The organism is Janthinobacterium sp. MP5059B, assembly GCF_001758645.1.
Classification (GTDB): domain Bacteria; phylum Pseudomonadota; class Gammaproteobacteria; order Burkholderiales; family Burkholderiaceae_D; genus Janthinobacterium; species Janthinobacterium lividum.
The window spans coordinates 104,318-129,365 of the sequence record NZ_LRHX01000009.1; the positions used below are offsets into that span (position 1 = coordinate 104,318).

At 59.7% G+C, this 25,048-nt stretch carries 19 protein-coding genes and 4 tRNA genes; 12 read left to right on the top strand and 11 right to left on the bottom strand.

What is annotated here, in order from left to right; translation table 11 throughout:
- Positions 1 to 38: 38 nt before the first annotated feature.
- From JAB1_RS12380 to ssb, 3 genes are all read right to left on the bottom strand, one after another.
- Positions 39 to 1,229, bottom strand: coding sequence for a hypothetical protein (locus tag JAB1_RS12380; RefSeq protein WP_139144537.1), 1,191 nt, complete (start codon positions 1,227 to 1,229; stop codon positions 39 to 41).
- Positions 1,230 to 1,294: 65 nt separating this feature from the next.
- Entirely contained in the window at positions 1,295 to 1,519 is a 225-nt protein-coding gene (locus tag JAB1_RS12385; protein ID WP_131688859.1) for a hypothetical protein, read from the bottom strand.
- A 283-nt stretch (positions 1,520 to 1,802) separates the two neighbouring features.
- Positions 1,803 to 2,312, bottom strand: coding sequence for a single-stranded DNA-binding protein (ssb, locus tag JAB1_RS12390; RefSeq protein WP_034781209.1), 510 nt, complete (start codon positions 2,310 to 2,312; stop codon positions 1,803 to 1,805).
- A 381-nt stretch (positions 2,313 to 2,693) separates the two neighbouring features.
- On the opposite strand from ssb, the gene uvrA reads away from it, so the two are divergent.
- Positions 2,694 to 5,543, top strand: a complete 2,850-nt coding sequence (gene uvrA, locus JAB1_RS12395) for an excinuclease ABC subunit UvrA (protein WP_070258657.1) — start codon at positions 2,694 to 2,696, stop codon at positions 5,541 to 5,543.
- 63 nt (positions 5,544 to 5,606) lie between these two features.
- Here uvrA and JAB1_RS12400 read toward each other — a convergent pair whose 3' ends face one another.
- Positions 5,607 to 6,140, bottom strand: a complete 534-nt coding sequence (locus JAB1_RS12400; RefSeq protein ID WP_070280131.1) for a hypothetical protein — start codon at positions 6,138 to 6,140, stop codon at positions 5,607 to 5,609.
- Between the two features lie 317 nt (positions 6,141 to 6,457).
- A complete protein-coding gene (locus tag JAB1_RS12405; RefSeq protein WP_070280132.1) occupies positions 6,458 to 8,329 on the bottom strand; it encodes a phosphoenolpyruvate carboxykinase (GTP) in 1,872 nt (623 codons plus the stop codon).
- A gap of 356 nt (positions 8,330 to 8,685) precedes the next feature.
- Here JAB1_RS12405 and JAB1_RS12410 point away from each other — a divergent pair, with 356 nt between their 5' ends.
- Positions 8,686 to 9,699 carry a D-2-hydroxyacid dehydrogenase family protein gene (locus JAB1_RS12410; RefSeq protein ID WP_070253896.1) on the top strand — a complete coding sequence of 338 codons (1,014 nt, stop codon included), beginning with the start codon at positions 8,686 to 8,688 and terminating at the stop codon, positions 9,697 to 9,699.
- On the opposite strand, the gene JAB1_RS12415 is transcribed toward JAB1_RS12410, so the two are convergent.
- Positions 9,687 to 10,460, bottom strand: a complete 774-nt coding sequence (locus tag JAB1_RS12415; protein ID WP_070280133.1) for an L-asparaginase — start codon at positions 10,458 to 10,460, stop codon at positions 9,687 to 9,689. The two genes, JAB1_RS12410 and JAB1_RS12415, sit on opposite strands and share 13 nt — an antisense overlap.
- Before the next feature lie 178 nt (positions 10,461 to 10,638).
- Between JAB1_RS12415 and JAB1_RS12420 the strand changes: the two genes are divergently transcribed.
- Together JAB1_RS12420 and JAB1_RS12425 are read left to right on the top strand one after the other, a co-directional pair.
- Complete coding sequence (locus tag JAB1_RS12420; RefSeq protein WP_034781194.1) at positions 10,639 to 11,124, top strand: asparaginase domain-containing protein; 486 nt, start codon at positions 10,639 to 10,641, stop codon at positions 11,122 to 11,124.
- A gap of 520 nt (positions 11,125 to 11,644) precedes the next feature.
- Positions 11,645 to 14,389 carry a TonB-dependent receptor gene (locus tag JAB1_RS12425; RefSeq protein WP_070280134.1) on the top strand — a complete coding sequence of 915 codons (2,745 nt, stop codon included), beginning with the start codon at positions 11,645 to 11,647 and terminating at the stop codon, positions 14,387 to 14,389.
- Positions 14,390 to 14,525: 136 nt separating this feature from the next.
- On the opposite strand, the gene JAB1_RS12430 is transcribed toward JAB1_RS12425, so the two are convergent.
- Both JAB1_RS12430 and dinB read right to left on the bottom strand, forming a co-directional pair.
- Complete coding sequence (locus JAB1_RS12430; protein ID WP_034754435.1) at positions 14,526 to 15,422, bottom strand: recombination-associated protein RdgC; 897 nt, start codon at positions 15,420 to 15,422, stop codon at positions 14,526 to 14,528.
- Positions 15,423 to 15,540: 118 nt separating this feature from the next.
- Positions 15,541 to 16,695 (bottom strand): DNA polymerase IV, encoded by a 1,155-nt coding sequence (dinB, locus tag JAB1_RS12435; RefSeq protein ID WP_034781190.1) that lies wholly within the window; start codon positions 16,693 to 16,695, stop codon positions 15,541 to 15,543.
- Positions 16,696 to 16,868: 173 nt separating this feature from the next.
- Between dinB and JAB1_RS12440 the strand changes: the two genes are divergently transcribed.
- The 8 genes from JAB1_RS12440 (at position 16,869) to JAB1_RS12475 (ending at position 22,085) form a co-directional block, all read left to right on the top strand.
- Positions 16,869 to 19,049 carry a S9 family peptidase gene (locus JAB1_RS12440; RefSeq protein ID WP_070280135.1) on the top strand — a complete coding sequence of 727 codons (2,181 nt, stop codon included), beginning with the start codon at positions 16,869 to 16,871 and terminating at the stop codon, positions 19,047 to 19,049.
- A gap of 100 nt (positions 19,050 to 19,149) precedes the next feature.
- Positions 19,150 to 19,225, top strand: a tRNA-Val gene (locus tag JAB1_RS12445).
- Positions 19,226 to 19,279: 54 nt separating this feature from the next.
- Positions 19,280 to 19,356 (top strand) — tRNA-Asp (locus JAB1_RS12450).
- A 217-nt stretch (positions 19,357 to 19,573) separates the two neighbouring features.
- Positions 19,574 to 19,649: transfer RNA gene (locus JAB1_RS12455), tRNA-Val, on the top strand.
- A 57-nt stretch (positions 19,650 to 19,706) separates the two neighbouring features.
- Positions 19,707 to 19,783, top strand: a tRNA-Asp gene (locus tag JAB1_RS12460).
- 112 nt (positions 19,784 to 19,895) lie between these two features.
- Entirely contained in the window at positions 19,896 to 20,993 is a 1,098-nt protein-coding gene (locus tag JAB1_RS12465) for a hypothetical protein (RefSeq protein WP_254672073.1), read from the top strand.
- Complete coding sequence (locus JAB1_RS12470) at positions 20,984 to 21,610, top strand: ATP-binding cassette domain-containing protein (protein WP_070280137.1); 627 nt, start codon at positions 20,984 to 20,986, stop codon at positions 21,608 to 21,610. The genes JAB1_RS12465 and JAB1_RS12470 overlap by 10 nt, the downstream gene beginning before the upstream one ends.
- A gap of 136 nt (positions 21,611 to 21,746) precedes the next feature.
- Entirely contained in the window at positions 21,747 to 22,085 is a 339-nt protein-coding gene (locus JAB1_RS12475) for a CzcE family metal-binding protein (RefSeq protein WP_070280138.1), read from the top strand.
- Positions 22,086 to 22,153: 68 nt separating this feature from the next.
- Here JAB1_RS12475 and ahpF read toward each other — a convergent pair whose 3' ends face one another.
- The 3 genes from ahpF to JAB1_RS12490 form a co-directional block, all read right to left on the bottom strand.
- Positions 22,154 to 23,749 carry an alkyl hydroperoxide reductase subunit F gene (ahpF, locus tag JAB1_RS12480; protein WP_070280139.1) on the bottom strand — a complete coding sequence of 532 codons (1,596 nt, stop codon included), beginning with the start codon at positions 23,747 to 23,749 and terminating at the stop codon, positions 22,154 to 22,156.
- 98 nt (positions 23,750 to 23,847) lie between these two features.
- A complete protein-coding gene (ahpC, locus tag JAB1_RS12485; protein ID WP_034780873.1) occupies positions 23,848 to 24,411 on the bottom strand; it encodes an alkyl hydroperoxide reductase subunit C in 564 nt (187 codons plus the stop codon).
- A 188-nt stretch (positions 24,412 to 24,599) separates the two neighbouring features.
- Complete coding sequence (locus JAB1_RS12490; protein ID WP_034780875.1) at positions 24,600 to 25,004, bottom strand: DUF3597 domain-containing protein; 405 nt, start codon at positions 25,002 to 25,004, stop codon at positions 24,600 to 24,602.
- Between the last annotated feature and the right edge of the window lie 44 nt (positions 25,005 to 25,048).

Here is a 25,048-nt window from a genome sequence, read left to right on the forward strand (position 1 = left end):
ATGCCCAGGGCAAGGCGCGCCAGCGGTTGTCCGGCAGGCTAGGCGGTGGTGCGCAACATCCTGAGGAAGCGCTCCCTCAGTGCCCAGTTCACGGGCTCGAGCGTCTCATAGCCCAGCACCTCATCCACAGGGAACACCGTCTCCCCGGCAGAACCTTCCTTTGCCGCCCAGCGCAACATTTTCTCGGGCAAGCCAGGAAACGCCGACGCCATCCAGTACGCCATCGAATAGTATGCGTTGCGTCCCTCCGCATAGCCGGGATAACGGTCTGCGTAATTCGAGAACGAATACTTGGGGAAGCAGCCATCGATGATTTTCTTGGGCGTCATCCATAGAGGATAGACGAGGGTGACATCGCCGATCGGGCGGGCCGGCAGAGGCAATAAACGGCGTTCCGTCGCCATGATCGCGAACATCTCGCCCAGCAAGTCTTCGAAATTCAGGCCGGTGGCGATGAATTTCGCATCGAGCGATTTGGCCACGCTCGTCAGTACGCGCCGGATGATCAGGGTGCCGAGGAATTCGAAATCATCGTCGGGAAATTCCCGGGCAAAACGGTCGGTGATGCCCAGGCCGCCAGCGCTGGCGCCGAGTATCGCTTTCGATTCTTCTTCCGATACCACGGTCAGCGGCAGATTGTAGGCCTGCGCCAGCTCGCGCGCGCGCGGAACGCCGGAATTCCACTCGCCCGGTCCTTCGATAATGACCGGATGGATGTCAATCGGGAACTCGTCAAATTGCGACAGGGCATACAGCAGGGCATTGCTGTCGCCTCCGCCACTCACGCCGACCACCAGCTTGTCGCCAGGCGACAGGGTGTCGCGCAGCGTTTGCGCCACGGCATCGCGCACGGCCAGCTTGCACTCGTTCGACGAGAGGCGTTTCAGGATATTCGGGCCGCCCTTTGCCGCGCCGTTGGCGTAGATATATTCGGCAACGGCTTCTTCATTGTTGGCCGGCGGGGAAACCTGCAAGGTGTTGTTGGTGTGCAGGAAAGGATCAATATTTCTTTGAAAAAATGCAAAGACTTGCCGGTCCGGCGGAATCGAACTGCCAGTTTCACTCAGGCAAGGAAAAAGGGTATAGGCGCCGGATGGGTCGCGCAGATAGGTCGCCACCGCCGTCCAGGGCACATGATTGCGCGCCAGGGCATCGAGCACGCGCTCGTCTTCGCCGATGTCAAAACTGGATGTTCCATGGGTCGTTACTACAATTAATTCTCGATTCATTGAGCTTCCCTCGGATAAAGCCCAAGGTGGGCTAGGCCTAGCACCACCTTGGGCACAGTCAGTGATTACATCGACGACAGTACGGTGCTCGGGCCAACGATGCACTCGAGGTTGTTGCGCGAGCATTTCGGAGCGGCGCCGTGCATGCGGCTGTTTTCCAGCGCGGCAATATCCAGTGCGGCAACGGCGACATTGCTGGCAGGAGCGATGTCGCGGCTGGCGCGTTTCAGCGAATAGCCAGAGGTATTGAAAGACCCGGTACCATGAACCACTTGAGTGTTACTAATCATAAGTTTCTCCTTGAGTGATGGACCTGCGCTCGGAACCGCAAAAAATGCACGCTTCCGGCCACCGGCAAATGGCGGCGTAGATTATTTTATAAGCTTTCATCTACGACATTCTCTCGTTTTGTCACCACCGGGCAGTAAACTGTATCGACAGCGGTTTTGGCTCCCTCAAACAATAGTGCGCTTCGGCCTGGGCGCTGGACATGCGCGCTTGTGCCGCGCCAAAGAAAAATGCCCTGCACATCAAGGATGTGCAGGGCATTGCTTATGACATGATGTGTTCCGATCAGAACGGGATGTCGTCGTCCATGTCCGAGAAGTTCGGTGCTGGCTTCGGTGCCGGGCGTGGCGCCGGTGCCGGGGCTGGGCGCGGAGCCGGTGCCTGGCGCGGGGCCGGGGCTTCGTAACCGCCACCACCGCCGTAGCTGTCATCGCCACCGCCGGCGTCGCCGCCCATGCCGGAACGGCCGCCCAGCATTTGCATCTGTTCCGCGATGATGTCGGTTGCATACTTCTCGACGCCGTCCTTGTCCGTGTATTTACGGGTTTGCAGACGGCCTTCGACGTAGACGGACGAACCTTTTTTCAGGTACTGGCCGACGATTTCCGCCAGGCGGCCGAAGAACGAGATACGGTGCCACTCTGTCAATTCTTTTTGTTCGCCCGTGTTGCGGTCCTTCGATTTGTACGAAGTGGCCACGGCGATGTTGGCGATCGCGTCGCCGCTAGGCATGTAGCGGATTTCCGGGTCACGGCCCAGATTGCCGACGATGATGACTTTGTTGACTGATGCCATGAATAACTCCTGATGAACTGCGGCGGGAGCCGATGTCCCGCGCGTTAGTTTAGTGTACTAAACGAGGATTATAAGCGACCACGCGGCGCAAAGCACCCGCTTTCTGGCGGACGCCCTCTCCCGTGCGGCAGCACGTTTTTTTCACGGCAGGTGAAAACAAGAAACTTGAATACTGGTATTATATACAGTGTTTAAACGTCTGCACGCATCTGTATCAAACTTTGTCATGGCACGTTCGCCTGGCGGCGCAATCCGCCCGTGGCTGCCCCAGGCATGCAGAGCAAAACCCGGCTATAGTTACAGGTTGACCCGTTGTGGCTCCTCATCCGCACCCAAGCACAATGCGCCGGCCGCACCACTCACTGAAAGCAAGGCAATCACATGGAACAGATCCGCATTCGCGGCGCTCGCACGCATAACCTCAAGAATATCAATCTCGATTTGCCGCGCAATAAGCTGATCGTGATTACCGGCTTGTCCGGCTCCGGCAAGTCTTCGCTGGCCTTCGACACCTTGTACGCGGAAGGGCAGCGCCGCTATGTCGAATCGCTGTCGGCCTATGCGCGCCAGTTCCTGCAATTGATGGAAAAGCCCGACGTCGACCTGATCGAAGGCCTATCTCCCGCCATCTCCATCGAACAGAAGGCAACTTCGCACAACCCGCGCTCGACGGTGGGCACCGTGACGGAAATCCACGATTATCTGCGCCTGCTGTATGCGCGCGTGGGCACGCCCTACTGCCCCGACCACCCGGAAAACGCGCTGGCGGCCCAGTCCGTATCGCAAATGGTCGACGCCGTGCTGGCCATGCCGGAAGACACCAAGCTGATGATACTGGCGCCCGTCGTCGCCAACCGCAAGGGCGAACACGTGGACCTGTTCGAGCAGATGCAGGCGCAGGGTTTCGTGCGCTTTCGCGTGCAGAGCGGCACGCATGCGGCCAAGATCTATGAAGTCGATGACCTCCCGAAACTGAAGAAAACGGAAAAGCACACGATCGACGTCGTCATCGACCGGGTCAAGGTGAACCAGGAGATCAAGCAGCGCCTGGCGGAAAGTTTCGAGACGGCCCTGCGTCTGGCCGATGGCCGCGCCATTGCCTACGAAATGGATACCGCCCAGGAACACGTGTACTCGAACAAGTTCGCCTGCAATGTGTGTGGCTATTCCCTGCAAGAACTGGAACCGCGTCTGTTCTCGTTCAACAACCCCATGGGCGCCTGCCCCGAATGCGACGGCCTGGGACACATTGAATTCTTTGACCCGAAACGCATCGTCGCGTTCCCGAACCTGTCGCTCGCTTCCGGCGCCGTCAAGGGCTGGGACCGCCGCAACCAGTTTTACTTCCAGATGCTGTCGAACCTGGCCGCGTATTACGAGTTCGACCTGGACATGCCGTTCGAACAGCTGGACTTGAACTCACAGCAAGCCGTGTTGTACGGTTCCGGCAAGCAAGTGATTCCGTTTAGCTATGTCAACGAACGAGGCCGCACCGTCATCAAGGAACACACGTTCGAAGGGGTGGTCAACAATCTGCAGCGCCGCTACCGCGAGACGGATTCGATGGCCGTCAAGGAAGAGCTGGCCAAGTTCATCAATGAAAAATGCTGCCCCTCATGCGATGGCGCGCGCCTGCGCGTGGAAGCGCGCTTCGTCAAGGTCGGCACGGGCAAGCAGCAACGGGCCATCTATGAAGTGGCGGAAAAGCCACTGCGCGAGACGCTGGAATTCTTTGAAAAACTGAAACTGACGGGCGCCAAGAAAGAGATCGCCGACCGCGTGGTCAAGGAAATCATTTCGCGCCTGAAATTCCTCAACAACGTGGGCCTCGACTACCTGTCGCTGGACCGCAGCGCCGACACGCTTTCCGGCGGCGAAGCACAACGCATCCGCCTGGCGTCGCAGATCGGCTCCGGTTTGACGGGCGTCATGTATGTGCTCGATGAACCGTCGATCGGCTTGCACCAGCGCGATAATGACCGCCTGATCGAAACCTTGAAACACTTGCGCGACATCGGCAACAGCGTGCTGGTGGTCGAGCATGACGAAGACGCCATCCGCACGGCCGACTATATCGTCGACATGGGCATCGGCGCGGGCGTGCACGGCGGCGAAATCATCGCCGAAGGCACCCTGCCCGAGATCTTGAAGAACAAGAAATCGCTGACGGCGCAATACCTGAACGGCAAGCTGAAGATCGCCGTGCCCGCCAAGCGCCACGCCAGCAATCCGGAGAAGCAGCTGGTGATCACGGGCGCGACGGGCAACAACCTGAAAAAGGTGTCGCTGAGCTTGCCGGTGGGCTTGATGACGTGCGTGACGGGCGTGTCCGGTTCAGGCAAATCGTCGCTGGTCAACGATACCTTGTATCCTGCCCTGTCGCGCCATTTGTACGGTTCGCAGACGGAACCGGCGCCGCACGATTCGATCAGCGGCCTGGAGCATTTCGACAAGGTCATTTCCGTCGACCAGGCACCGATCGGCCGCACGCCACGTTCGAATCCGGCCACCTACACGGGCTTGTTTACGCCGATCCGCGACCTGTTCTCCACCGTGCCGACGGCCAAGGAACGCGGCTACAGCGCGGGCCGCTTCTCGTTCAACGTCAAGGGCGGACGCTGCGAAGCGTGCCAGGGCGATGGCGTAATCAAGGTCGAGATGCATTTCTTGCCCGACGTCTACGTGCCATGCGACGTCTGCCACGGCAAGCGCTACAACCGCGAAACGCTGGAAGTGCAATACAAGGGCAAGAACATCACGGAAGTGCTGGGCATGACGGTGGAAGAGGCGCATGAGTTCTTCAAGCCGGTGCCACTGATCGCGCGCAAGCTGCAAACCCTGCTCGACGTGGGCCTCGGCTACATCAAGCTGGGCCAGAGCGCCACCACCTTGTCCGGCGGCGAGGCGCAGCGCGTGAAATTGTCGCTGGAACTGTCCAAGCGCGACACGGGCCGCACCCTGTACATCCTCGATGAACCGACGACGGGCTTGCACTTCCACGATATCGACTTGCTGCTGAAAGTCATCCACCGCCTGCGCGACCAGGGCAACACCCTCGTCATCATCGAGCACAACCTCGACGTCATCAAGACGGCCGACTGGATCGTCGACCTGGGTCCCGAAGGCGGCGCCGGCGGCGGGCAGATCATCGCCACGGGCACGCCGGAAGACGTGTCACTGAACCCGGCCAGCGTGACGGGCAAGTACCTGGGACCGCTGCTGAAGCAATAAGCAGCGGCACTTAAGAAAACGGCGCGGATTGCCTCGGCATCCGCGCCGTTTTTTTATGCCGGTCTACGGCAATGTCGGCAGGCTCACGTTCTTGTCCTTGGCTACTGCCGCAACTTTCATTTCCATATAGCTCCAGACCTTTTCCAGCGCATCGTAAAAGACCACGGCCTCATCAAGTACCCGGGGAGCAAGCAAACACATGCCGCGCGCCTTCTGCGCTGGGTGGTCGTTCATGGTCGCGTCCCAGGACTGTACCGCCAGTACTTGAATCTTCCATCGCTCGCTCGCCTTCTTCCGGTCAGCCTCCACAGCCTTCCCACGCTCATCCGCCCACATATTCGTAAAGAATGCCACGGAGTCGTCGTCCGACCACGCACCGCTTTGTTTCAAGGCCGCCACCATGCCGTCCAGGTTTTTTTGATGTCCAGCCTGCTGCTGCCTGAGGCGCTCGACATGATTCTTCATGCCTGCGGCAAACGTGTCGTCATATCGCTTGGCATAGTCCGCACTGTCACAATCCTGGCGGTGGTCGGCATGGGCACCGCTGCCGAACAGGCAGGCGACCACGGTACTAATGATGATGAGCTTTTTTTTCATTTTTGAACAGGTATGACGGCAAATAATTTCCACAGGACAATTATTATACCGGCAATAAAAAACGGCGCGGATTGCTCATGCAATCCGCGCCGTTTCTCTTTTTGCTAGCACCCCAGTCATTGCCGGCGTGTCATTTATCGCACGCCAGTCTTTGCCGGCGTGTTTCTCCCCCACTACAACTCTCAACACCTGACAAGCTACTGCGCGGCGCGCTTTGCGGCCTGCGATGCTCACCGTACTAAAGTACGGTTGCGCTTCTTAGCCACAAATCACTGCCGCTCGCTACGCTTTTCAGGTGCCGCTTTACGTTAACTTACTTATGCACTCAGCCGCTTTTCCAGCGCAGCCTTGTTATCTGCCAATTCTTGCGGCAGATGATACGCGAGTTTTTCAAACAACTCCGTATGCAATTTCAATTCTTCCACCCACGCGGCCTTGTCGATCGAGGTGATGGTGTCGAACTGTTCCTGCGTGAATGGCAAGCCATCCCAGTTCAGGTCGCCATACTGCGGTGTCGTGCCGAATAGGTTTTCCACGCCGCCCGCCTTGCCTTCGATACGCTCGAGCATCCATTTCAGCACGCGCATATTGTCGCCAAAGCCAGGCCAGACGAATTTGCCAGCCTCGTCCGTACGGAACCAGTTGACGCAATAGATCTTCGGCAGGGCAGCCGGGTTGACCTTGCCCACCTTGACGCCCATGTCCAGCCAGTGCTGGAAGTAATCGCTCATGTTATAGCCGATAAACGGCAACATGGCAAATGGATCGCGGCGCACGACGCCCATCTGGCCCACGGCCGCGGCCGTCGTTTCCGAGCCCATGGTGGCGGCCATGTAGACGCCTTCAACCCAGTTGCGCGCTTCCGTGACCAGCGGCACGGTGGTCGAGCGGCGGCCGCCGAAGATGAAGGCCGAGATCGGCACGCCGGCCGGATCGTCCCAGGCAGCGTCGATCACCGGGTTTTGCGTAGCAGCAACAGTGAAGCGCGCGTTCGGGTGCGCCGCCTTGGTGCCGGACGCTGGCGTCCAGTCCTTGCCCTGCCAGTCGATCAGGTGGCTTGGTGCTTCTTTCGTCAAGCCTTCCCACCACACGTCGCCATCGTCCGTCAGCGCCACGTTGGTGAAGATCGTGTTGTCGCGCATGGACGCCATGCAGTTGTAATTGGTTTTTTCGTTCGTGCCCGGCGCCACGCCAAAATAACCGGCTTCCGGATTGATGGCGTACAAACGGCCGTCGGCGCCCGGCTTGATCCAGGCGATATCGTCGCCGATGGTGGTCACTTTCCAGCCGTTAAAACTTGCCGGCGGGATCAGCATGGCGAAGTTGGTCTTGCCGCAAGCGGACGGGAACGCTGCCGCCACGTAGTGTTTCTTGCCTTCCGGCGATTCCACGCCGAGGATCAGCATGTGTTCGGCCAGCCAGCCCGGGTTGTTATCGGCCGATTGCGCTTCCTGGTAGCCCATGTTCGAGGCGATGCGCAGGGCGAAACATTTCTTGCCCAGCAAGGCGTTGCCGCCGTAGCCCGAACCGAAAGACCAGATTTCACGCGTTTCCGGGAAATGCACGATGTACTTGGTGCTGTTGCACGGCCATTTCACGTCGGCCTGGCCGGCTGCCAGCGGTGCACCCACGCTGTGCACGCACGGCACGAACTCGCCATCGGTGCCCAGCACGTCGTACACGGCACGGCCCATGCGGGTCATGATCTTCATGTTGACGGCGACATATGGCGAATCGGACAATTCCACGCCAATGTGCGCGATCGGCGAACCCAGCGGGCCCATCGAGAAGGGCACGACGTACATGGTGCGGCCGCGCATGCAGCCATCGAACAGGCCGTTCAAGGTGTGGCGCATTTCGCCGGGCTCGGTCCAGTTATTCGTCGGGCCGGCCGCTTCTTTCGTTGCCGAGCAGATATACGTGCGGTCTTCGACGCGGGCTACGTCGCTCGGGTCGGAGCAGGCCAGGTAGGAATTCGGGCGCTTTTGCGCATTCAGTTTTTTCATGGTGCCACTGGCAACCATTTCGGCGCACAGGCGCTCGTACTCTTCTTGCGAACCATCGCACCAGTAGATGCGCTCTGGCTTGGTCAGCGCAGCAATGTCGGCCACCCAGTTGATCAGTTTCTGTTGTTTAATATAAGCTGGGACGTTGAGTGCGGCGACGCCACCCATGACGGGCTGATTCATATTACCTCCAATACCAATAAAAGAAATTCTGGTCGTTCTGCAAGACAGGCAGCATCGTTGAGAGGTGGCTGCGGCTCACTGCGGGCGGCGTGTTCACGCGGGCAGGGCTCTGGTGTCGTATCAGCCGCGGCGTTCGCGCCAGCGGCATTTACCTGGATCATGCTCCCAGGCTGCAAGAACAGTTTGCGCTATAACTATAATCAGGAAGCTTCAAAAGTGCCGGCGATTGTACACCCGCCAAACAGCTATTCTCGCAAAAATGTAGGAGAATAGCTTGACTAATGTAGTAGGCTATTCAGCATTTCCCGTATCCTGTTATTTCCCTACCAAATCCTCACTAAAATCGGCCATCCACCATGAAAATTGCCATACTTGATGATTACCAGGATGCCGTGCGCAGCCTCGATTGTTTCCAGTTACTCGATGGCCATGAGGTCAAAGTGTTCAGCAATACGGCGCGGGGCCTGGGCCAGCTGGCGATCCGTCTGGCGCCGTTCGATGCGCTGGTGCTGATCCGTGAGCGCAGCAGTTTCAACCGGGCCTTGCTGTCGAAACTGCCGAATCTGAAACTGATTTCGCAAACGGGCAAGGTCAGCGGACACATCGATGTGCCGGCCGCCACCGAGCTGGGCATTGCCATCGCGGAAGGCATCGGCTCGCCCACGGCGCCGGCCGAACTGACGTGGGCGCTGATCATGGCGGCGCAGCGCAAGATCGTGCCGTACGCGCAACATTTACAGGAAGGGCTGTGGCAAACGTCATCTATCGAGCCGGCGCGCAACACGCTCGGCACGGTATTGAAAGGGCGCACCCTGGCCATCTGGGGCTATGGCAAGATCGGTCAATTGATCGCCGGCTATGGCCGCGCCTTCGGCATGACCATCCTCGTGTGGGGCAGCGAAGCGAGCCGCGCGGCAGCCGTGGCGGCAGGCGATACGGCGGCAGAATCGCGTGTAGCCTTCTTCGAGCAGGCAGACGTGCTGAGCTTGCACCTGCGCCTGTCCGACAAGACGCGCGGCCTGGTCACAAAAGAGGACCTGGCGCGCATGAAACCGACTTCCCTGTTCGTCAACACCAGCCGCGCCGAACTGGTCGCCGATGGGGCACTGGAAGCGGCACTGCCGCAGGGACGCCCGGGCGCCGCGGCGCTGGACGTGTTTACGGACGAGCCGCTACCGCCAGGCTCGCCATTGCTGCTGCTGCCGAACGTGCTGGCTACGCCACACCTGGGCTACGTCGAGCGTGACAGCTATGAGCTGTATTTCCGCTACGCCTTGCAAAACATCGTCGATTTTACGCAGGGTCAATGCACGCGCCTGCTCAATCCCGAGGCATTGCAACACGCGCGGCAAGCCCCTCAGGAGCGCTGAAAGCCCTTCAACAAATCGGGCTCGCCCGTGAGGCGGATGGCGGGCGCGGGCAACACGTGCCGGCCGCGCCACAGGCCGGCCCAGCCGGGCGGCCAGGCGATGTCCGGCCCACCGTACGGCGCCACGCCGGCCCGCACGGCGACGACCGGCACGGGCGGCATGTCTTGCAAGGGCTCGCCTGGCGTGCGCTGCATGTCCAGGCTGTACATGTAATTGGGCAATAAAGCATCGCAGACGCGGCCAAACCAGTCGCTATGGTCGTCGTCGCGCCCCAGCGCCTGCGCCAGGCCTTGCGGATCGAAACGGGCCAGGGCATCGATCAGCTCGCCAGTGGTGGCGCCGGGCGTATCGCCCCAGCCCATCACGGGGTTGACGTTGTAATCGGCGCCCGAGCCGTACCAGCCTTCGCGCCAGGGCCGCTGCATCCAGTCGCGCGGCCCCGCAAACAAATGCCAGCGCCAATGCAGGCCGGACGGCTTGGGCCAGGAATACAGATACAGTTTTTGATAGCCAGCCTGGTGCAGCTCGCGCACCATGGCCATCAGGCGTGCATGCGGCATGCGGTCCGGCGGCGCGCGGCGAAACAGGATCGCTTCGCCATCGGCGAATTGCACGTCATCGGTCGACAAGTTCAGGTCCAGGGTCCGCGCTTCGCTGCCGAAACGGGCGGCAATCCAGCCCGTCAGCAAATTGACGGACGTAATCACCCCGTAGCCGCGGTGGCGGTGAAAAATGACGGTGCCGGGAGCGAGCGCTTTCATACGGAGTCGGGGTGGCAGGCAAACAAAGAAACCAGTGTACTCACAGATGGCCAAATTTTCCAGATGCGGCGCGGCAGCAGGGCGGCAAGCACGCTGCCCCATCTGCGGCGGCATTCACGCAACGGTGCCAATCCACGCTATCATGCGCGTCATTCTCCACTGACATCGTGACCACATCATGACTTTGCGCATACTCGCCACTGGCGGCACTTTCGACAAACACTACAACGAATTGAACGGTACCCTGGGCTTTTCCGACAGTCATTTGCCGGCAGCGATTGCCCGTGCGCGCATGACGGCGCCCGTGGCGCTGGAGCAACTGCCCCTGCTCGATTCGCTCGACATGCAGGATGCGGACCGCCAGCGCGTGCTGGCCTCGTGCCGCGCGGCACAGGAAAAAGCCATCGTCATCATCCACGGCACCGACACCATGCGCGAAACGGCGCAAGTGCTGGGCGCGGCGAACCTGCAGCAAACGGTGATCTTGACGGGCGCCATGATTCCCTACGAAATCGACAACTCCGATGCCTTGTTCAACCTGGGCTTTGCCTGCGGTGTGGCGCAAACCTTGCCAGCCGGCGTGTACGTGGCCATGAATGGCCAGATCTTCGCCTGGGACAATGTGCAAAAGAACCGCGCCGCTGGCGTATTCCAACCCTTGTAAGCCTTTGGCAGACGGGGCGCGGCAAGCAGACCGGCACACGGTCTGACTGACACTCTGTCACAATTCGACCAGCCCGTTTTAACGGGCTTTTTTTACGTTTTTTTACCTTTCATAAATTCTGCAAAGCAATAGTTTTTCTCGAATTATTGTAGGTAAAACATTGAATTGCCAATATAATAATTTTATGTTGTAAAAAAACACCATTGATCATTTTTAAAAACGACGATATATATAAATATAAAACTGCAATTTAACAGTTAAATTAAATATTCTTCTGTATCCACAATTTATTGCCAAATCCGACACGGTTGAGGTGCATTTTTTCTTGCTGAGACGACATAATGTTTGCCTCGACAAGTAAGAAGTGCATTTATAACAATATTGCGCTAAGTAGTCTTCCACCTCCCCCAGACGTGGTTCCGCCTACCGTACACGCCTCCGCTGGCCATCCATCCGATGGCTTGAGCGGTGCTCGTGTACTGCTTGTCGTTATTAAAACTACTACGGAGTAATTGTTATAATGGCATTTAAAGAAAAAATTGGCGTGCGCAGCGTACGCCTGGCCCTGACCGTCCTGGCAGGTAGTGTCTTGTTCTCTGGCCAATCCATGGCGGACGAAGCAATTCAAAAAGTTGAAATTACCGGTTCGAGTATTAAACGTATCGCCGTCGAAGGCGCATTGCCTGTGCAACGCCTGACGCAAGAAGCGATCGCCCGTACCGGCGCTAACACCGTGGCTGACCTGGTACAAAGCCTGCCAGCCATGCAAGGTTTCACCATCGGCGCCGTGGCTGCCGGTTCCAACTCGGGTGGCCGCACCAGCGCGTCGATCCATGACATCGGCGAAAGCTACACCCTGGTCCTGTTGAACGGCCGCCGCATCGCGCCACAAGGCTCGGGCACCTCCGTCAACCTGAACGCCATTCCAATGAGCGCGGTTGAGCGCGTCGAAATCCTGACCGACGGCGCTTCGGCACTGTACGGCTCGGACGCTATTGCCGGCGTGATCAACTTCATTCTGAAGAAAAATGTCCAAGGCGGCACTCTGGAAGCCACCTATGGCGGCCCGGAAAATAAAGGCGGCAACGCCTGGAACACCAACGTCACCTACGGCTTCGGCGACCTGGACGAAGACCGTTTCAACGTGCTGGTATCGTACCGCCACGATGAGCAGTCGAAACTGCGCGCAACGGACCGTTCGTTCGCCCGTTCGTCGTTCATTCCTGTCAGCTATGGCGGCAAGAACTACATCTACGACCGTACCAGCACCTCGACCGCGCCAGCGAATGCCACCGTTGCGTTCAACAATAGCGCGACGCAACCGATCATGTTCAATCCGTACCTGGCAGCCAGTGGCCCCCGCAACGATTGCGGTCCGACCAACTACGTCACGGCAACCAATAGCAAGGCTTGCGGTTTCGATGGCGGCTCGACGGTTGAAATCGTTCCAGAATCGAAACGCGACAGCCTGTTCGCTCGCGGTACCTACAAACTGACGGACAACCTGAATGCGTTTGCCGAAGTGGCCCTGTCGCGCTTTGACCTGACGGCACGTATCGCCGCCAACCCGGTACCGATCAGCATCGCCAAGAACAGCGCACTGTACAACCAGTACGTGCGCCCAGGCCTGACACAAGCACAGCATGACGACGTGAAATCCGTTACCGCCAACTACCGCATGGTCGACTGGGGCACCCGCGCCAGCAACACCATCACCGACACCAAGCATTTCGTCGTCGGCGTTGAAGGCGAAGTCGGCGAATGGAACGTGGAATCGGCCCTGACCTGGTCGCAAAACGCGATCGACGAGCGCTACGTGGGCGGCTATGCCAAGAACGCCGACTTCGTCAAGATGCAGAGCAATCCGCAGTTCAACCCATTCTTGCCAGCCGGTAACGCATCGCCAGAACTGCAAAAGCTGATCAACGATTCGCAATTCAACGGTTCGATCCGTACGGCATCGACCACCATGCGCGGTATCGATGCGCACGGTTCGCGCGAACTGTTCACCCTGCCAGGCGGCAAGGCCAATATCGGTATCGGCGGCGACTACCGCGAATACAAGTACGAGCAATCGCCAAGCGCCGGTGCCAGCACCAGCACGATCTACAACTTCAACACCTCGCCACGTTACGACCTGAGCCGCGAAACCTACGGCGTGTTCGCCGAGTTGCTGGCACCTGTCACCAAAACGGTGGAAGTGAGCCTGGCTGGCCGTTACGACACCATCACCAAGATCGACAACGGTGTGGTGAACAAGTCCATCGGTAAAGACCAAAGCGCCAGCACCTACAAAGTGACGGCACGCTGGCAGCCAGTGCAGCAAGTACTGCTGCGCGGTTCGTACGGCACGGGCTTCAAGGCACCGAGCATGCTGGACATCGGCCAGCCGCTGGTCAACAACGGCTTCACGGCAAAACCATGGAACTGCCCGTTCCCAGGCGACGCCATGTGCCGTCCAGCAGCAACCCAGTACAACCAATTGGCTGGTGGTAACGAAAACCTGAAACCGGAAAAATCGAAGCAATACACCGTCGGTTTCCGTATCGAACCTAGCTCGGCATTCTCGTTCGGCGCCGACCTGTGGGACGTGAAGATCACCGACGCGGTCTCGGCCGTCAGCGAAACCCAGGCCTTCGGCAATCCAACGCTGTACAAAGACCTGTTCGGTACCTACATCGAGCCATCGACCGGCCTGCCTTACTTCGCCTTCAAATCGCTGTCGATGAACATCGGCCAGACGCATAACCGCGGTATCGACTGGGACATGACGGCGCGTCATCGCTTTGATTTCGGTAACCTGACGGCCAACCTGAGCGGCACCCACATGCTCAAGGCTGACTACACCGTGCCAGGCACCAAGAATCAGTGGACGACCAACATGAACTACTTCGGCATCACCGATGCAGTCACGTTCCGTAACCTGGTCAAGCTGAACATGAGCCTGGAAACCGGCAAACTGACCAGCACCATGGTTGTCAGCTATCGTAACGGCTACACCGATGCAGCCGCTTCGGTACTGAACGTCGATACCAGGAAACTGGAAACGATCCGTCTGGAAGTTCCTTCGTACACCACCGTCGATCTGCAAGGCCGCTATGCCTTCAACTCGGCTGTGACGCTGCGCGCTGGTATCAAGAACCTGTTTGACCGTGAACCGCCTCTGTCGCTGCGCGCTTCGTCGGGCCACCAGGTTGGCTTCGATCCACGCTACGCCGATCCAATGATGCGTTCGTTCTACTTCACCGGTAGCTACAAGTTCTAATTTGATGTCTTAAATTAGATTGTCCTGAAAGCGCCTTGCACCTCACCGTGCAAGGCGCTTTTTTTATGTTGCAACATATTGCACAGGCGAAAAAAAAGGAGCCGCAGCTCCTTTTTTTGTAGCAGCATGGCTGCTGTTACGCCGTCGCTTCGCCGCCCAATGCCTCGACCACGTCGGCCATCAGCTTGCTCAGTTCGCCCGTCATCAGCATCACGTCGCCGTCGAAACGTTCTTCGTCGTTCTTCGTGCTCGATTCCGTTTCCTTGATCACGTCCAGCGGCTTGACGCTCTTGATGGCCAGCGATTCCGTCAGCACGAACGAAATCTTGTCGTTCCACGTCATGGCCAGGCGCGTGCACTGCTTGCCGGCAGCGATGTGGCGGCGCACGTCGTCCGCTTCCAGCGTGTGGCGCACGTAGCGCACGGTGGCCTTGCTTTCGCCCGTGGCGCGCAATTCCGTATCCATGTCGACCGTGAAGCCGGCAGGCGCATCGTCGGCCTGCAGCCATTCCGTCATCACCGCCACGGGCGAGCGCTGCACGCGCAGGCTTTCCAGCGGCAGTTTGTCGACGGCTTTCAACAGCAGCTTGATGACTTCATCGGCTTTTGCCGGGCTGGCGGCATCGACCACCAGCCAGCCATTGACGGGGTCGATCCACGTCCAGACGTTGCTGCGGATGCTGAAGGCGCGCGGCAGCAACTCGTCGGCCACGCGCTCCTTCAATTCCTTCATGGCTTTCTTGCCAGGCGCAAAGCCTTGTGCTTCTTCCATCTCGGCAGCGCGGGCCTTGGCCACCTGATTGATGACGGTCGCTGGCAGCAGTTTCTTTTCCGTGCCCAGCAAGATCAGCATCTGCTTGTTGACCACGTGGACCAGGCCGCCGTTCGGGCGTGGCGTATCCCAGCCCTGGCGCATCAGATCCATGCTGGTCGCCGGCGTAAATTTGTTCGAGGACAAGGCCTCTTCCAGTTGTTCTGGCGTATAGGCCCATGGTGCGGGCAGGCGGTAAATCTGAAGATTCTTGAACCACATAGTTTTTGTCTTCCGTTTGTTTCAGTAGTGCCAGGGGAACGCCATTCTACACTTTCGACACGGGAATGCCGTCAAAAGCGCGGACTGGCGCGGTGTTGTTGATGCGTGGGGAATGCCGCTACAGGGCGGGAAACAGCTCCGCCTGGGCCGGCGCCTGCCGCGTCACGATGGCCGGGTCGGACAAGGTCGAGATGCGCACGCCCAGCAGGCGGATTTTCTTTTCAAATGGCACGCGCCGCAAGCAATCGCGGCTGGCGCGCAGGATGGCGGCGGCGTCCGCCGTGGCGCTGGGCAAGGTGATGTCGCGCGTGACGGTGCTGAAATCTTCGAAACGCAGCTTGATGCCCACCGTGCGCCCCGCCAGCGACTGCTTGTCGAGGTCGCCCGCCACGCGCGTGCACAGGCTTTCCAGCTTTTCCGACAGGGTGGCGCGGTCGCGCACCACCTGCAAGTCGCGCTCGAACGTCGTTTCGCGGCTGACGGACTTGGTTTCCCGGCTCGTCTGCACAGGCCGGTCATCGATGCCCAGCGCCGCCTGGCGCAGCCAGCCCGTGTACAAGTCGCCAAACTGCGTGCGCAGCATGGCCATGTCGGCCCGGGCCAGCTCGCCGATGGTGACGATGCCCAGGGCCTCCAGCTTGGCCGTCGCCTTCGGGCCGATGCCATTGATCTTTTTCGCCGGCAAGGGCCACACGCGCGCTTCGATATCCTCGGGCTGCAAAATGGTGAGACCGTCCGGTTTTTCCAGGTCGGAACAGATTTTCGCCAGCAATTTGTTCGGCGCCAGGCCAATCGAACACGACAGGCCCGTCGCCTCGGACACGGCCGCCTTCAGGCGCGCCGCCATGGCCGGCGCCTGCTCGCCATACTCCGTCAGATCGACATAGATTTCATCGATGCCCACGTTCTGGATGATGGGGCACAGCTGGGCCACGGCCTGCTTGAAGCGCGCCGAATACTCGCGGTAAGCTTCGAAATCGGCCGGCAACAGGATGCTGTCGGGCGCCAGCTTGGCCGCCTTCATGATGCCCATGGCGGAAAACACGCCAAACGCGCGCGCCGCATAGGTCGACGTGGTGACGACGCCGCGCCCCACATAATCGCGCATGCGCGCAAACTGCCGCGTGCCGTCTTCCTGCAGCACGGGCTGCTGCAAGCGCCCGCCGCCGATGACGACGGCTTCGCCGCGCAGTTCCGGATATTTTAATAGTTCCACGGAGGCAAAGAAGGCATCCATGTCCAGGTGGGCAATCCAGCGGCGGGTTTCAGGCAATGTAAGGGCAGATGTGGTCAAGGGCACCTCGCGGCGGGATGCTGTCGGATACTGTAATTATATACAGTATCACTGCAAATGTCCGTGGATGCAAGTTGAAACGCACAAGCACGGCGGTTGCTTTTCTCAATAGCAAGATTACAATCCTGACACAACTATGAAAGGGAATCGCCTTGTCCATCGCCCATCACGCTTCGCGCCGCCGGTCCGCCTGGTTATCCATCCTGCCGGCCCTGCTGCTGTCCACACTGGCGCCATCCGCGCTGGCCGACGCCACTACCACCGTTACCGCCGATGTCGCCACGGCCACCGCGCCTGTCGCCGCCAAGACGGCGTGGCAGGAAACGCGCCACGGCACGGTCGTCACGGACGACTACCGCTGGCTGCAAAAGAAAACCGATCCTGCCGTGATCGATTACCTGAATGCGGAAAACGCCTACACGGCCGCCGTCACGGCCCCGATCCAGCCGCTGGCCGACAAGGTGACTGCGGAGGTCAAGGGCCGCATGCAGGAAGTGGACCTGTCCGTGCCTGCGCGCCAGGGCAATTTCTACTATTACACGCGCACGGAAGCGGGCAAACAATACCCGATTCACTGCCGCCGCCCCGTCGGCACGAACGGCGCCTACGATGCGCAGGCGGCTGAGGAAATCTTGCTGGACCAGAATCAATTGGCCGAAGGCCAGAAGTTCTTTGCCGTGCGCGCATTCAGCATCAGCCCGAATGAACAGTTGCTGGCCTACACCACCGACACGACGGGTTTCCGCCAGTACGAGCTGCATGTCAAGGATTTGAAGACGGGCAAGTTGCTGGGCGATACCATGCCTCGAGTCACGTCCCTGGCCTGGGCGGCGGACAATGCCACCCTGATGCTGACGCAGGAAGACGCCACCACCAAGCGCGCGGACCGATTGTTCCGCCTGCCGCTGGGCGGCACCTTGCAGCAGGTCTACCACGAGCCAGTGGAACAGTTCGCCATCGGCGTGAGCCGCACGCGCGACCATCGCTACTTTGTGCTCACTGCGCGCAGTACGGATACGAGCGAAGTGCTGCTGTTGCCAACGAGCACGCCGCAAGGCAGCTTCCAGTCCGTGCTGAAGCGTGAAAAGGGCCACCGCTACAGCATCGAGCACCGCGACGGCCAGCTGTATATTCTGACCAACAAGGAGGCGAAGAATTTCCGTGTCGTCAGCGCGCCGCTGTCCGCGCCGCAGCCGAAGAACTGGAAGCCCGTCGTGCCGCACAACAAGGATGCCGTGATCCAGTCCATCGACGTCTTCCAGGGCTACCTGGTGGTGATGGAAAAGGCCCGTGCCCTGAACCGCGCGCGCATCCTTGATTTCGCGCATAAAAACTGGAAAACGGTGCAGTTCGACGACCCCGTCTATCTGGCAACATCCGTCGGTACGCCGGAATTTTCCTCCACGCAATTTCGCATGTCCTACCAGTCGCCCGTCACGCCGCCCACCGTCATCGACGTCAGCATGCAAGACGGCAAGCGCACGGTGCTGAAGCAGCAGGAAATCGTCGGCGGCTTTGACGGCAGCCGCTACACCACGCAGCGCCTGTGGGTGAAGGCGCGCGATGGCGTGCAAGTACCGCTGTGGATCGTCTACAAGAAAGGCGTCAAGCTCGACGGTTCCGCGCCGCTGCTGCTGTACTCGTATGGTTCGTATGGCATTTCCACGGAAGCCAGTTTTGCCATCAGCCGCATCAGCCTGCTGGACCGTGGCGTCATCTATGCGCAGGCGCATATCCGCGGCGGCACCGACATGGGCGAAGCCTGGCATGAAGACGGCATGCTGATGAAGAAGAAAAACACCTTCAATGACTTCATCGACAGCGCCGACTACCTGGTGCGCGAAAAATGGACCAGCCCGAACCGCCTGATCATCCAGGGCGGCAGCGCGGGCGGCTTGCTGATGGGCGCCGTCGTCAACATGCGCCCGGACCTGTTCCACGCCGTGCATGCGGCCGTGCCGTTTGTCGACGTGATGAACACCATGATGGACGCCAGCCTGCCGCTGACGACGGGCGAGTACCTGGAATGGGGCGACCCGAACCAGAAGGCGGCCTACGACTACATGCTCAGCTACTCGCCGTACGACAACATTGCGCGCAAGAATTACCCAGCCATGCTGGTGACGACGGGCCTCAACGACAGCCAGGTCATGTACTGGGAACCGGCCAAGTATGTGGCCAAGCTGCGCGCGTACAAAACGGATGGCAATCCCCTGCTGCTGAAAACGAATATGGGCGCCGGCCACGGCGGCGCCTCGGGCCGCTATAACGCCATCGCCGAGAATGCGTTCAATATGGCGTGGATGCTGTCGCAATGGGGTATTACAGAGTAAAGTGAAAAAAAGCGCTTGCAGAAGGATTTCGCCCGTCCTATAATAGCGCCTCTTCCAGACGTGGTGACAAACGTCGGGATGGTTTTCTGAGACAAGCAACGGGTGCTTAGCTCAGTTGGTAGAGCGGCGCCCTTACAAGGCGTAGGTCGGGAGTTCGAGCCTCTCAGCACCCACCAAATCAGAAAACTGTCCAGTGCTTCATGGATCAGCAATACAGATCATACGAGCTTGGAGTGGTAGTTCAGTTGGTTAGAATACCGGCCTGTCACGTCGGGGGTCGCGGGTTCGAGTCCCGTCCGCTCCGCCAATAAAAGAAAAGCCCTTTGGTTCTCTGAACCGAAGGGCTTTTCCCATTTCAGAAGCAGAAAAAGCGCCAGCCCTCCCTCGCCCCGAATATTTTTGCGTTTTTCAGCAAAAAAAAGCTTTTATCCCATAAGAATAGTTGCACAAGGGGGAAAGCGCCCCCTATAATAGTGCCTCTTCCAGACGTGGTGACAAACGTCGGGATAGTTTTCTGGGTATGCGGGTGCTTAGCTCAGTTGGTAGAGCGGCGCCCTTACAAGGCGTAGGTCGGGAGTTCGAGCCTCTCAGCACCCACCACCAATACAGAAAATTATCCAGTGCTTCATGGATCAGCAACACAGATCATACGAGCTTGGAGTGGTAGTTCAGTTGGTTAGAATACCGGCCTGTCACGTCGGGGGTCGCGGGTTCGAGTCCCGTCCGCTCCGCCAATAAAAGAAAAGCCCTTTGGTTCCTAGAACCGAAGGGCTTTTCCCATTCCGGGACCACAAATGCTCTAGAATCAGCGCTCCTGCTGACTCTGCCGCTCCTGCCTCGATGCGCTTGCCCCGTAGTACTCATCCCTATATCGCTCTGCGCCTGCGCCTGGCCCATCATGCTTTGCTGCAATTTGCCGCCAGCCTGACCAGTTCCATGGAAATCTTCTTTTTCCTGGCCGGCCCCGTCTTGCTGGGCTTGCTCAGCGTCATCGCCTTGCCCGGCTTTCTCGCCGTGGGCCTGCCCTGGCCCGCCGCCCTGGGCCTGCTGGGCGGGCAAGCGTTGTTCACATGCCTGCCCGCCTGGCTGCTGCGCAAGCGATTGTTGCCAGCCCCCCTCGCCGCCTGGCTGCGCCAGCTGCCCTTGCCGCCGCGCCTGCGCTGGCAAGCGGACGTCGCCGTGGCCGGCCTGCTGATGCTGCCGCTGGGCCTCGCCTATGCCATCTCGGCCAGCATCTGGCTGGCGCAGTCGCCTCCCTGGCTGCGCCCGATTGCCGCACCCGGCATCGCTGCCACCATCGCCGTCTGGCTGCTGGCCTGGCTGTTGACAACGCTCATCGTGGCGCAGCGCCTGCGCGCGCCGCGGCCCGCAGCAGGGGCGCGCCCGCCAACGATGACTGCGTATGTGCCGCAACGGCCCCGCTGGCGCACCGTTTTCCTGTGGCGCCAGCTGTTCTGGCTGCCGTTCTGGCGCAATGACAATGTAATCGGCCTGCAGCAAAGCGTGCTGCTGGCCACGGCTGGCGCCAGCATGCTGGCCTGGCTGCTGCGCGCGCCGCTCGTGCCCGCGCCACTGCTGGGTTTACTGGCCAGCGCCAGCCTGGTCATTCTGACGGACCGGGGCGACAAGGCCGTGCGCGAGCAGATCGCCGTGCTGCGCCCCACGCTGAACGCCTGGCCCATGGCCAGCACGGCCTTGACGCGCCTGGCTTGCACGGCCAGCCTGCTGCCGCCGTTTGCCGTGCTGCTGGCAGGCGCCGTCTTGCTGTACGCCACCGATCCCGCCGCCTTGCGGCAGCGCGTCACCAGCGTGTACGCCATCACCGCCAGCCTGGCCCTGCTGGCCATCGTCGGCCTGCCCCGCCTCACGGCGCGTGGCCGAGTCGCCCTCGTCGTCCTGTCCATCCTTGCCTTGAGCGCCATCGGAAGCGAATTATGGAATTGAACCTGTCGTCCCCCACCCTGCAGATCGAACACCTCGATTTCCACTTCCCCACGCACAGCGTCTTCCAGGGCTGCAATCTGCAATTCGGCCCCGGCATCACCTGGCTGCGCGGCGCGAACGGGGCCGGCAAGACGACCTTGCTGAAGCTGGCAGGCGGCGCCCTGCTGCCCGCGCGCGGCGCCATCCGCCTGGACGGTATCGACAGCGGCTTCATGCCGCTGGCCTACCGCGCGCAAGCGTTCTATTGTGGCGGCGACGCCCCCGCCCTGCCCTGGCTGCAAGTGCACGAATTTCTCGACCTGCATCTGGCCCTGTATCCGGGCAGCGACCAGTCCCTGCTGAACGACGAGCTGAGCGCGTTTGCCATGACGTCGACCTTGCAGCAAAGCATCAACGCCCTGTCCCTGGGCCAGCATAAAAAACTGCAACTGGCGCTGGCCCTGGCCCTGCCCGTGCGCCTGCTGCTGATCGATGAACCGTTCAACGGCCTCGATGCGGCGGCCATGCTGCACCTGCGCGCGCGCCTGGCCGATCCGGCCCGCCTGGCGCGCCAGTGCATCGTGCTGACCAGCCACCTGGCGCCGGATGTGCCGCTGGCAGCCACGGTGGAAATATAGACAGGAAATACAGCTTTGCAGATCGACCAAGGACAGCTTACGATGCCGTGTTGCAAAATCCGGCGATCCCGGTGCAGCCATTACCCATAACACGGCGCGCTTATTCACCGCGCCAGGCTTATTCTTGGAGATTACTATGTTGAACACCCACCGCAGCGCCCTGGCGATTTTGTGCGCCGCCTTCGCCGCCTCGGCCATCGCGGCCGGTCCGACAGGCACGCCCGCCGACTATGGCAGCAGCGCCCCGCACGCCGCCGCCCAGCGCAGCATCGACCTGCAGCCCGACACGCGCCACATCAACGTCACGCACGGCGAAACCGTCACCATCGCGCGCGCCGGCCAGCGCTTTACGTGGCACGTGCAAACCTTCAACAACAAGACCGTCTTCGCCCTGGCCGAGATCGCACCGAAGGACATGCCCGTCGATGGGATTCAAGTGTATGTGGCCGGCAATCCCCTGTACGCGGGTAGCTGATTTCCTGCGCCCATAAAAAAACCGGAAACACCTTGCGGCGTTCCGGTTTTTCTTGATACGGCTAATAGTTACGCCGTCAGCGCTTCCTTGGCGGCAGACTCTTCGACCACTTCCTCGTCATCCGAGCGGATCAGGTGGTCAAAGGCGGACAAAGCTGCCTTGGCGCCTTCGCCGGTGGCGATGATGATCTGCTTGTACGGCACCGTGGTGACGTCGCCGGCCGCAAACACGCCGGGGATCGAAGTTTGGCCACGTGCATCGACTTCGATTTCGCCGTGGCGCGACAACGCTACCGTGCCTTTCAGCCACTCCGTGTTCGGCACCAGGCCGATTTGCACGAAGACGCCTTCCAGCTCGACCTTTTTCGACTCGCCGCTGACCCGGTCCGTGTAGCTCAGGCCATTGACGATCTTGCCGTCGCCGTGGATTTCGGTGGTTTGCGCCGACGTGATCACGGTCACGTTAGGCAAGCTGTGCAACTTGCGTTGCAGCACCGCATCGGCGCGCAGTTCCGCGCCGAACTCGATCAGGGTCACGTGCTTCACCAGGCCGGCCAGGTCGATCGCCGCTTCCACGCCCGAGTTGCCGCCGCCGATCACGGCCACGCGCTTGCCCTTGAACAGCGGACCATCGCAGTGCGGGCAGTAGGCGACACCGTGGTTGCGGTATTTCTTCTCGCCCGGCACGTTGATTTCGCGCCAGCGGGCACCCGTGGCCAGAATGACGGTCTTGGCTTTCAAGATGGCGCCATTGGCCGTTTCAATCTGCACCAACTTGCCTGGCGTCAATTTCGCGGCGCGCTGGGTATTCATGATGTCGACTTCGTATTCCTTGACGTGCTGTTCCAGCGCCATGGCGAACTTCGGACCATCCGTTTCCTTGACCGAAATAAAATTCTCGATGGCAAGGGTGTCGAGCACCTGGCCGCCGAAACGCTCGGCCAGCACGCCCGTCTTGATGCCTTTGCGGGCCGCATAGATGGCCGCTGCCGCGCCGGCAGGGCCGCCGCCGACGATCAGTACATCAAAGACGTCTTTCTTGTTCAGCGCTTCCGCCTGGCGTGCACCGGCGTTGGTGTCGAGCTTGGCGAGGATTTCCTCGACATTCGTGCGTCCCTGGCCAAAGTGTTCGCCATTCAGGAACATCATCGGCACGGCCATGATCTGGCGCGCTTCCACTTCTTTCGGGAACACGCCGCCATCGATGGTGGTGACCTTGATGCGCGGGTTGATCACAGCCATGGCATTCAATGCCTGCACCACTTCCGGGCAGTTATGGCAGGAGAGCGAAATAAACGTTTCAAACTCGTAATCGCCGTCGAGGTTGCGGATCTGCTCGATCACGGCGTCGTCGAACTTGATGGTGTGGCCGCCCACTTGCAGCAGCGCCAGCACCAGCGAGGTAAATTCGTGGCCCAGCGGCACACCGGCGAAACGCACGCCGATGTCGGAGCCGGTCCGGTTGATGCTGAACGACGGGGCCCGTACGCCAGCGTCAAGGCGCTCGACCAGCGTGATCTTGTCGCTCAACAGGACTATTTCCTGGAGCAATTCCTTCATCTCGCGGGCTTTTGCGCTGTCATCGAGAGAGGCGACCAGCTCAAGCGGATACACCACTTTTTCCAGGTAGGATTTCAGTTGGGTTTTGAGGGTTGCATCTAACATGATTTTTTCTTCCTTTACAAATATTTAGGCGAATGCCGGGCCGGACGCCCGGTCCGGCATCGCGGTAACTACTTGTTTGCTACGTGCTGCATCGAGACTTAGATCTTGCCAACCAGGTCCAGCGATGGGGTCAGGGTTGCTGCGCCTTCCGTCCATTTGGCTGGGCAAACTTCGCCTGGGTGAGCGGCAACGTATTGAGCTGCCTTAACTTTGCGCAACAGTTCCGATGCGTCACGGCCGATGCCGTTGTCATGCACTTCCAGTACTTTGATGAAACCGTCCGGGTTGATGACGAAGGTACCGCGCAGTGCCATGCCTTCTTCTTCGATCATGACTTCGAAGTTGCGCGACAGGGTACCCGTTGGGTCGCCGATCAGTGCGTATTGCACTTTCTTGATCGCGTCCGAGGTGTCGTGCCATGCTTTGTGCGCGAAATGCGAATCGGTCGAGATGCCGTAGACATCGACGCCCAGCTTCTGGAATTCAGCGTGGTGATCGGCCAGATCTTCCAGTTCGGTTGGGCAAACGAAGGTGAAGTCGGCTGGGTAGAACACGAATACCGACCACTTGCCTTTCAGCGACGCTTCCGTCAGGTCGACGAATTTGCCATTGTGGAATGCGGTTGCCTTGAATGGTTTAACTTGGGTATTGATGAGCGACATAGTCATTTCCTCTCGTGTGGTGAATCAGTAAGACCCTAGTGTAAGGGGTTTTATTCCATATGCAAAATTGATTGTCACAATAGTTTCAATTAGTTTTAGCTATCACGACGCCATGGGAGCTCCATGATAGGCAGTTCCCACAGGATTGGATAGCGGTGACAGTGGATACCCCTGCCGCCGCCAGGTGTTTAGTTCTTCAGTTCGTCCGGTACCTTGCCGCCGTTTTCCGCCAGCTTGATCATCACCTGGCGGTGCAGCCAGATATTCATGCTGGCCGAATCATTGGTGTCGCCCGTGAAATGCAGCTCTTGCGCCAGTTCCTTGCGCGAAGCCAGGCTGCTGTCGAGTTGAAGCAGTTTCATCAGGTCGACGATGGACGTGCGCCAATTGAGTTTTTCCGCGTTCTTGCTGGCCAGGTCGACCAGCACCACTTCCACGTCCACCACGGGCACGGCAGCCGCTGGCGCAGCAGGTGCAGGTGCGGCCGCCGGTGCTGCGGCAGGTGCTGTCGTGGCGGCGGCCGGCGTGGCTGCCGGGGCAGCGTCGGACGAATGGTGGAAGATCTTGTTGTAGATATTGCTGAAAATGCCCATGAGGTCACCTCGAGTTGAGTGAATGGAAGAAATATTGCCTGCGC

What these genes read in the sequence shown, in the direction of transcription:
- JAB1_RS12380 (WP_139144537.1), bottom strand. Translation starts at nt 1,229, where the DNA reads ATGAATCGAGAATTAATTGTAGTAACGACCCATGGAACATCCAGTTTT.
- JAB1_RS12385 (WP_131688859.1), bottom strand. Translation starts at nt 1,519, where the DNA reads ATGATTAGTAACACTCAAGTGGTTCATGGTACCGGGTCTTTCAATACC.
- ssb (WP_034781209.1), bottom strand. Translation starts at nt 2,312, where the DNA reads ATGGCATCAGTCAACAAAGTCATCATCGTCGGCAATCTGGGCCGTGAC.
- uvrA (WP_070258657.1), top strand. Translation starts at nt 2,694, where the DNA reads ATGGAACAGATCCGCATTCGCGGCGCTCGCACGCATAACCTCAAGAAT.
- JAB1_RS12400 (WP_070280131.1), bottom strand. Translation starts at nt 6,140, where the DNA reads ATGAAAAAAAAGCTCATCATCATTAGTACCGTGGTCGCCTGCCTGTTC.
- JAB1_RS12405 (WP_070280132.1), bottom strand. Translation starts at nt 8,329, where the DNA reads ATGAATCAGCCCGTCATGGGTGGCGTCGCCGCACTCAACGTCCCAGCT.
- JAB1_RS12410 (WP_070253896.1), top strand. Translation starts at nt 8,686, where the DNA reads ATGAAAATTGCCATACTTGATGATTACCAGGATGCCGTGCGCAGCCTC.
- JAB1_RS12415 (WP_070280133.1), bottom strand. Translation starts at nt 10,460, where the DNA reads ATGAAAGCGCTCGCTCCCGGCACCGTCATTTTTCACCGCCACCGCGGC.
- JAB1_RS12420 (WP_034781194.1), top strand. Translation starts at nt 10,639, where the DNA reads ATGACTTTGCGCATACTCGCCACTGGCGGCACTTTCGACAAACACTAC.
- JAB1_RS12425 (WP_070280134.1), top strand. Translation starts at nt 11,645, where the DNA reads ATGGCATTTAAAGAAAAAATTGGCGTGCGCAGCGTACGCCTGGCCCTG.
- JAB1_RS12430 (WP_034754435.1), bottom strand. Translation starts at nt 15,422, where the DNA reads ATGTGGTTCAAGAATCTTCAGATTTACCGCCTGCCCGCACCATGGGCC.
- JAB1_RS12470 (WP_070280137.1), top strand. Translation starts at nt 20,984, where the DNA reads ATGGAATTGAACCTGTCGTCCCCCACCCTGCAGATCGAACACCTCGAT.
- JAB1_RS12475 (WP_070280138.1), top strand. Translation starts at nt 21,747, where the DNA reads ATGTTGAACACCCACCGCAGCGCCCTGGCGATTTTGTGCGCCGCCTTC.
- ahpF (WP_070280139.1), bottom strand. Translation starts at nt 23,749, where the DNA reads ATGTTAGATGCAACCCTCAAAACCCAACTGAAATCCTACCTGGAAAAA.
- ahpC (WP_034780873.1), bottom strand. Translation starts at nt 24,411, where the DNA reads ATGTCGCTCATCAATACCCAAGTTAAACCATTCAAGGCAACCGCATTC.
- JAB1_RS12490 (WP_034780875.1), bottom strand. Translation starts at nt 25,004, where the DNA reads ATGGGCATTTTCAGCAATATCTACAACAAGATCTTCCACCATTCGTCC.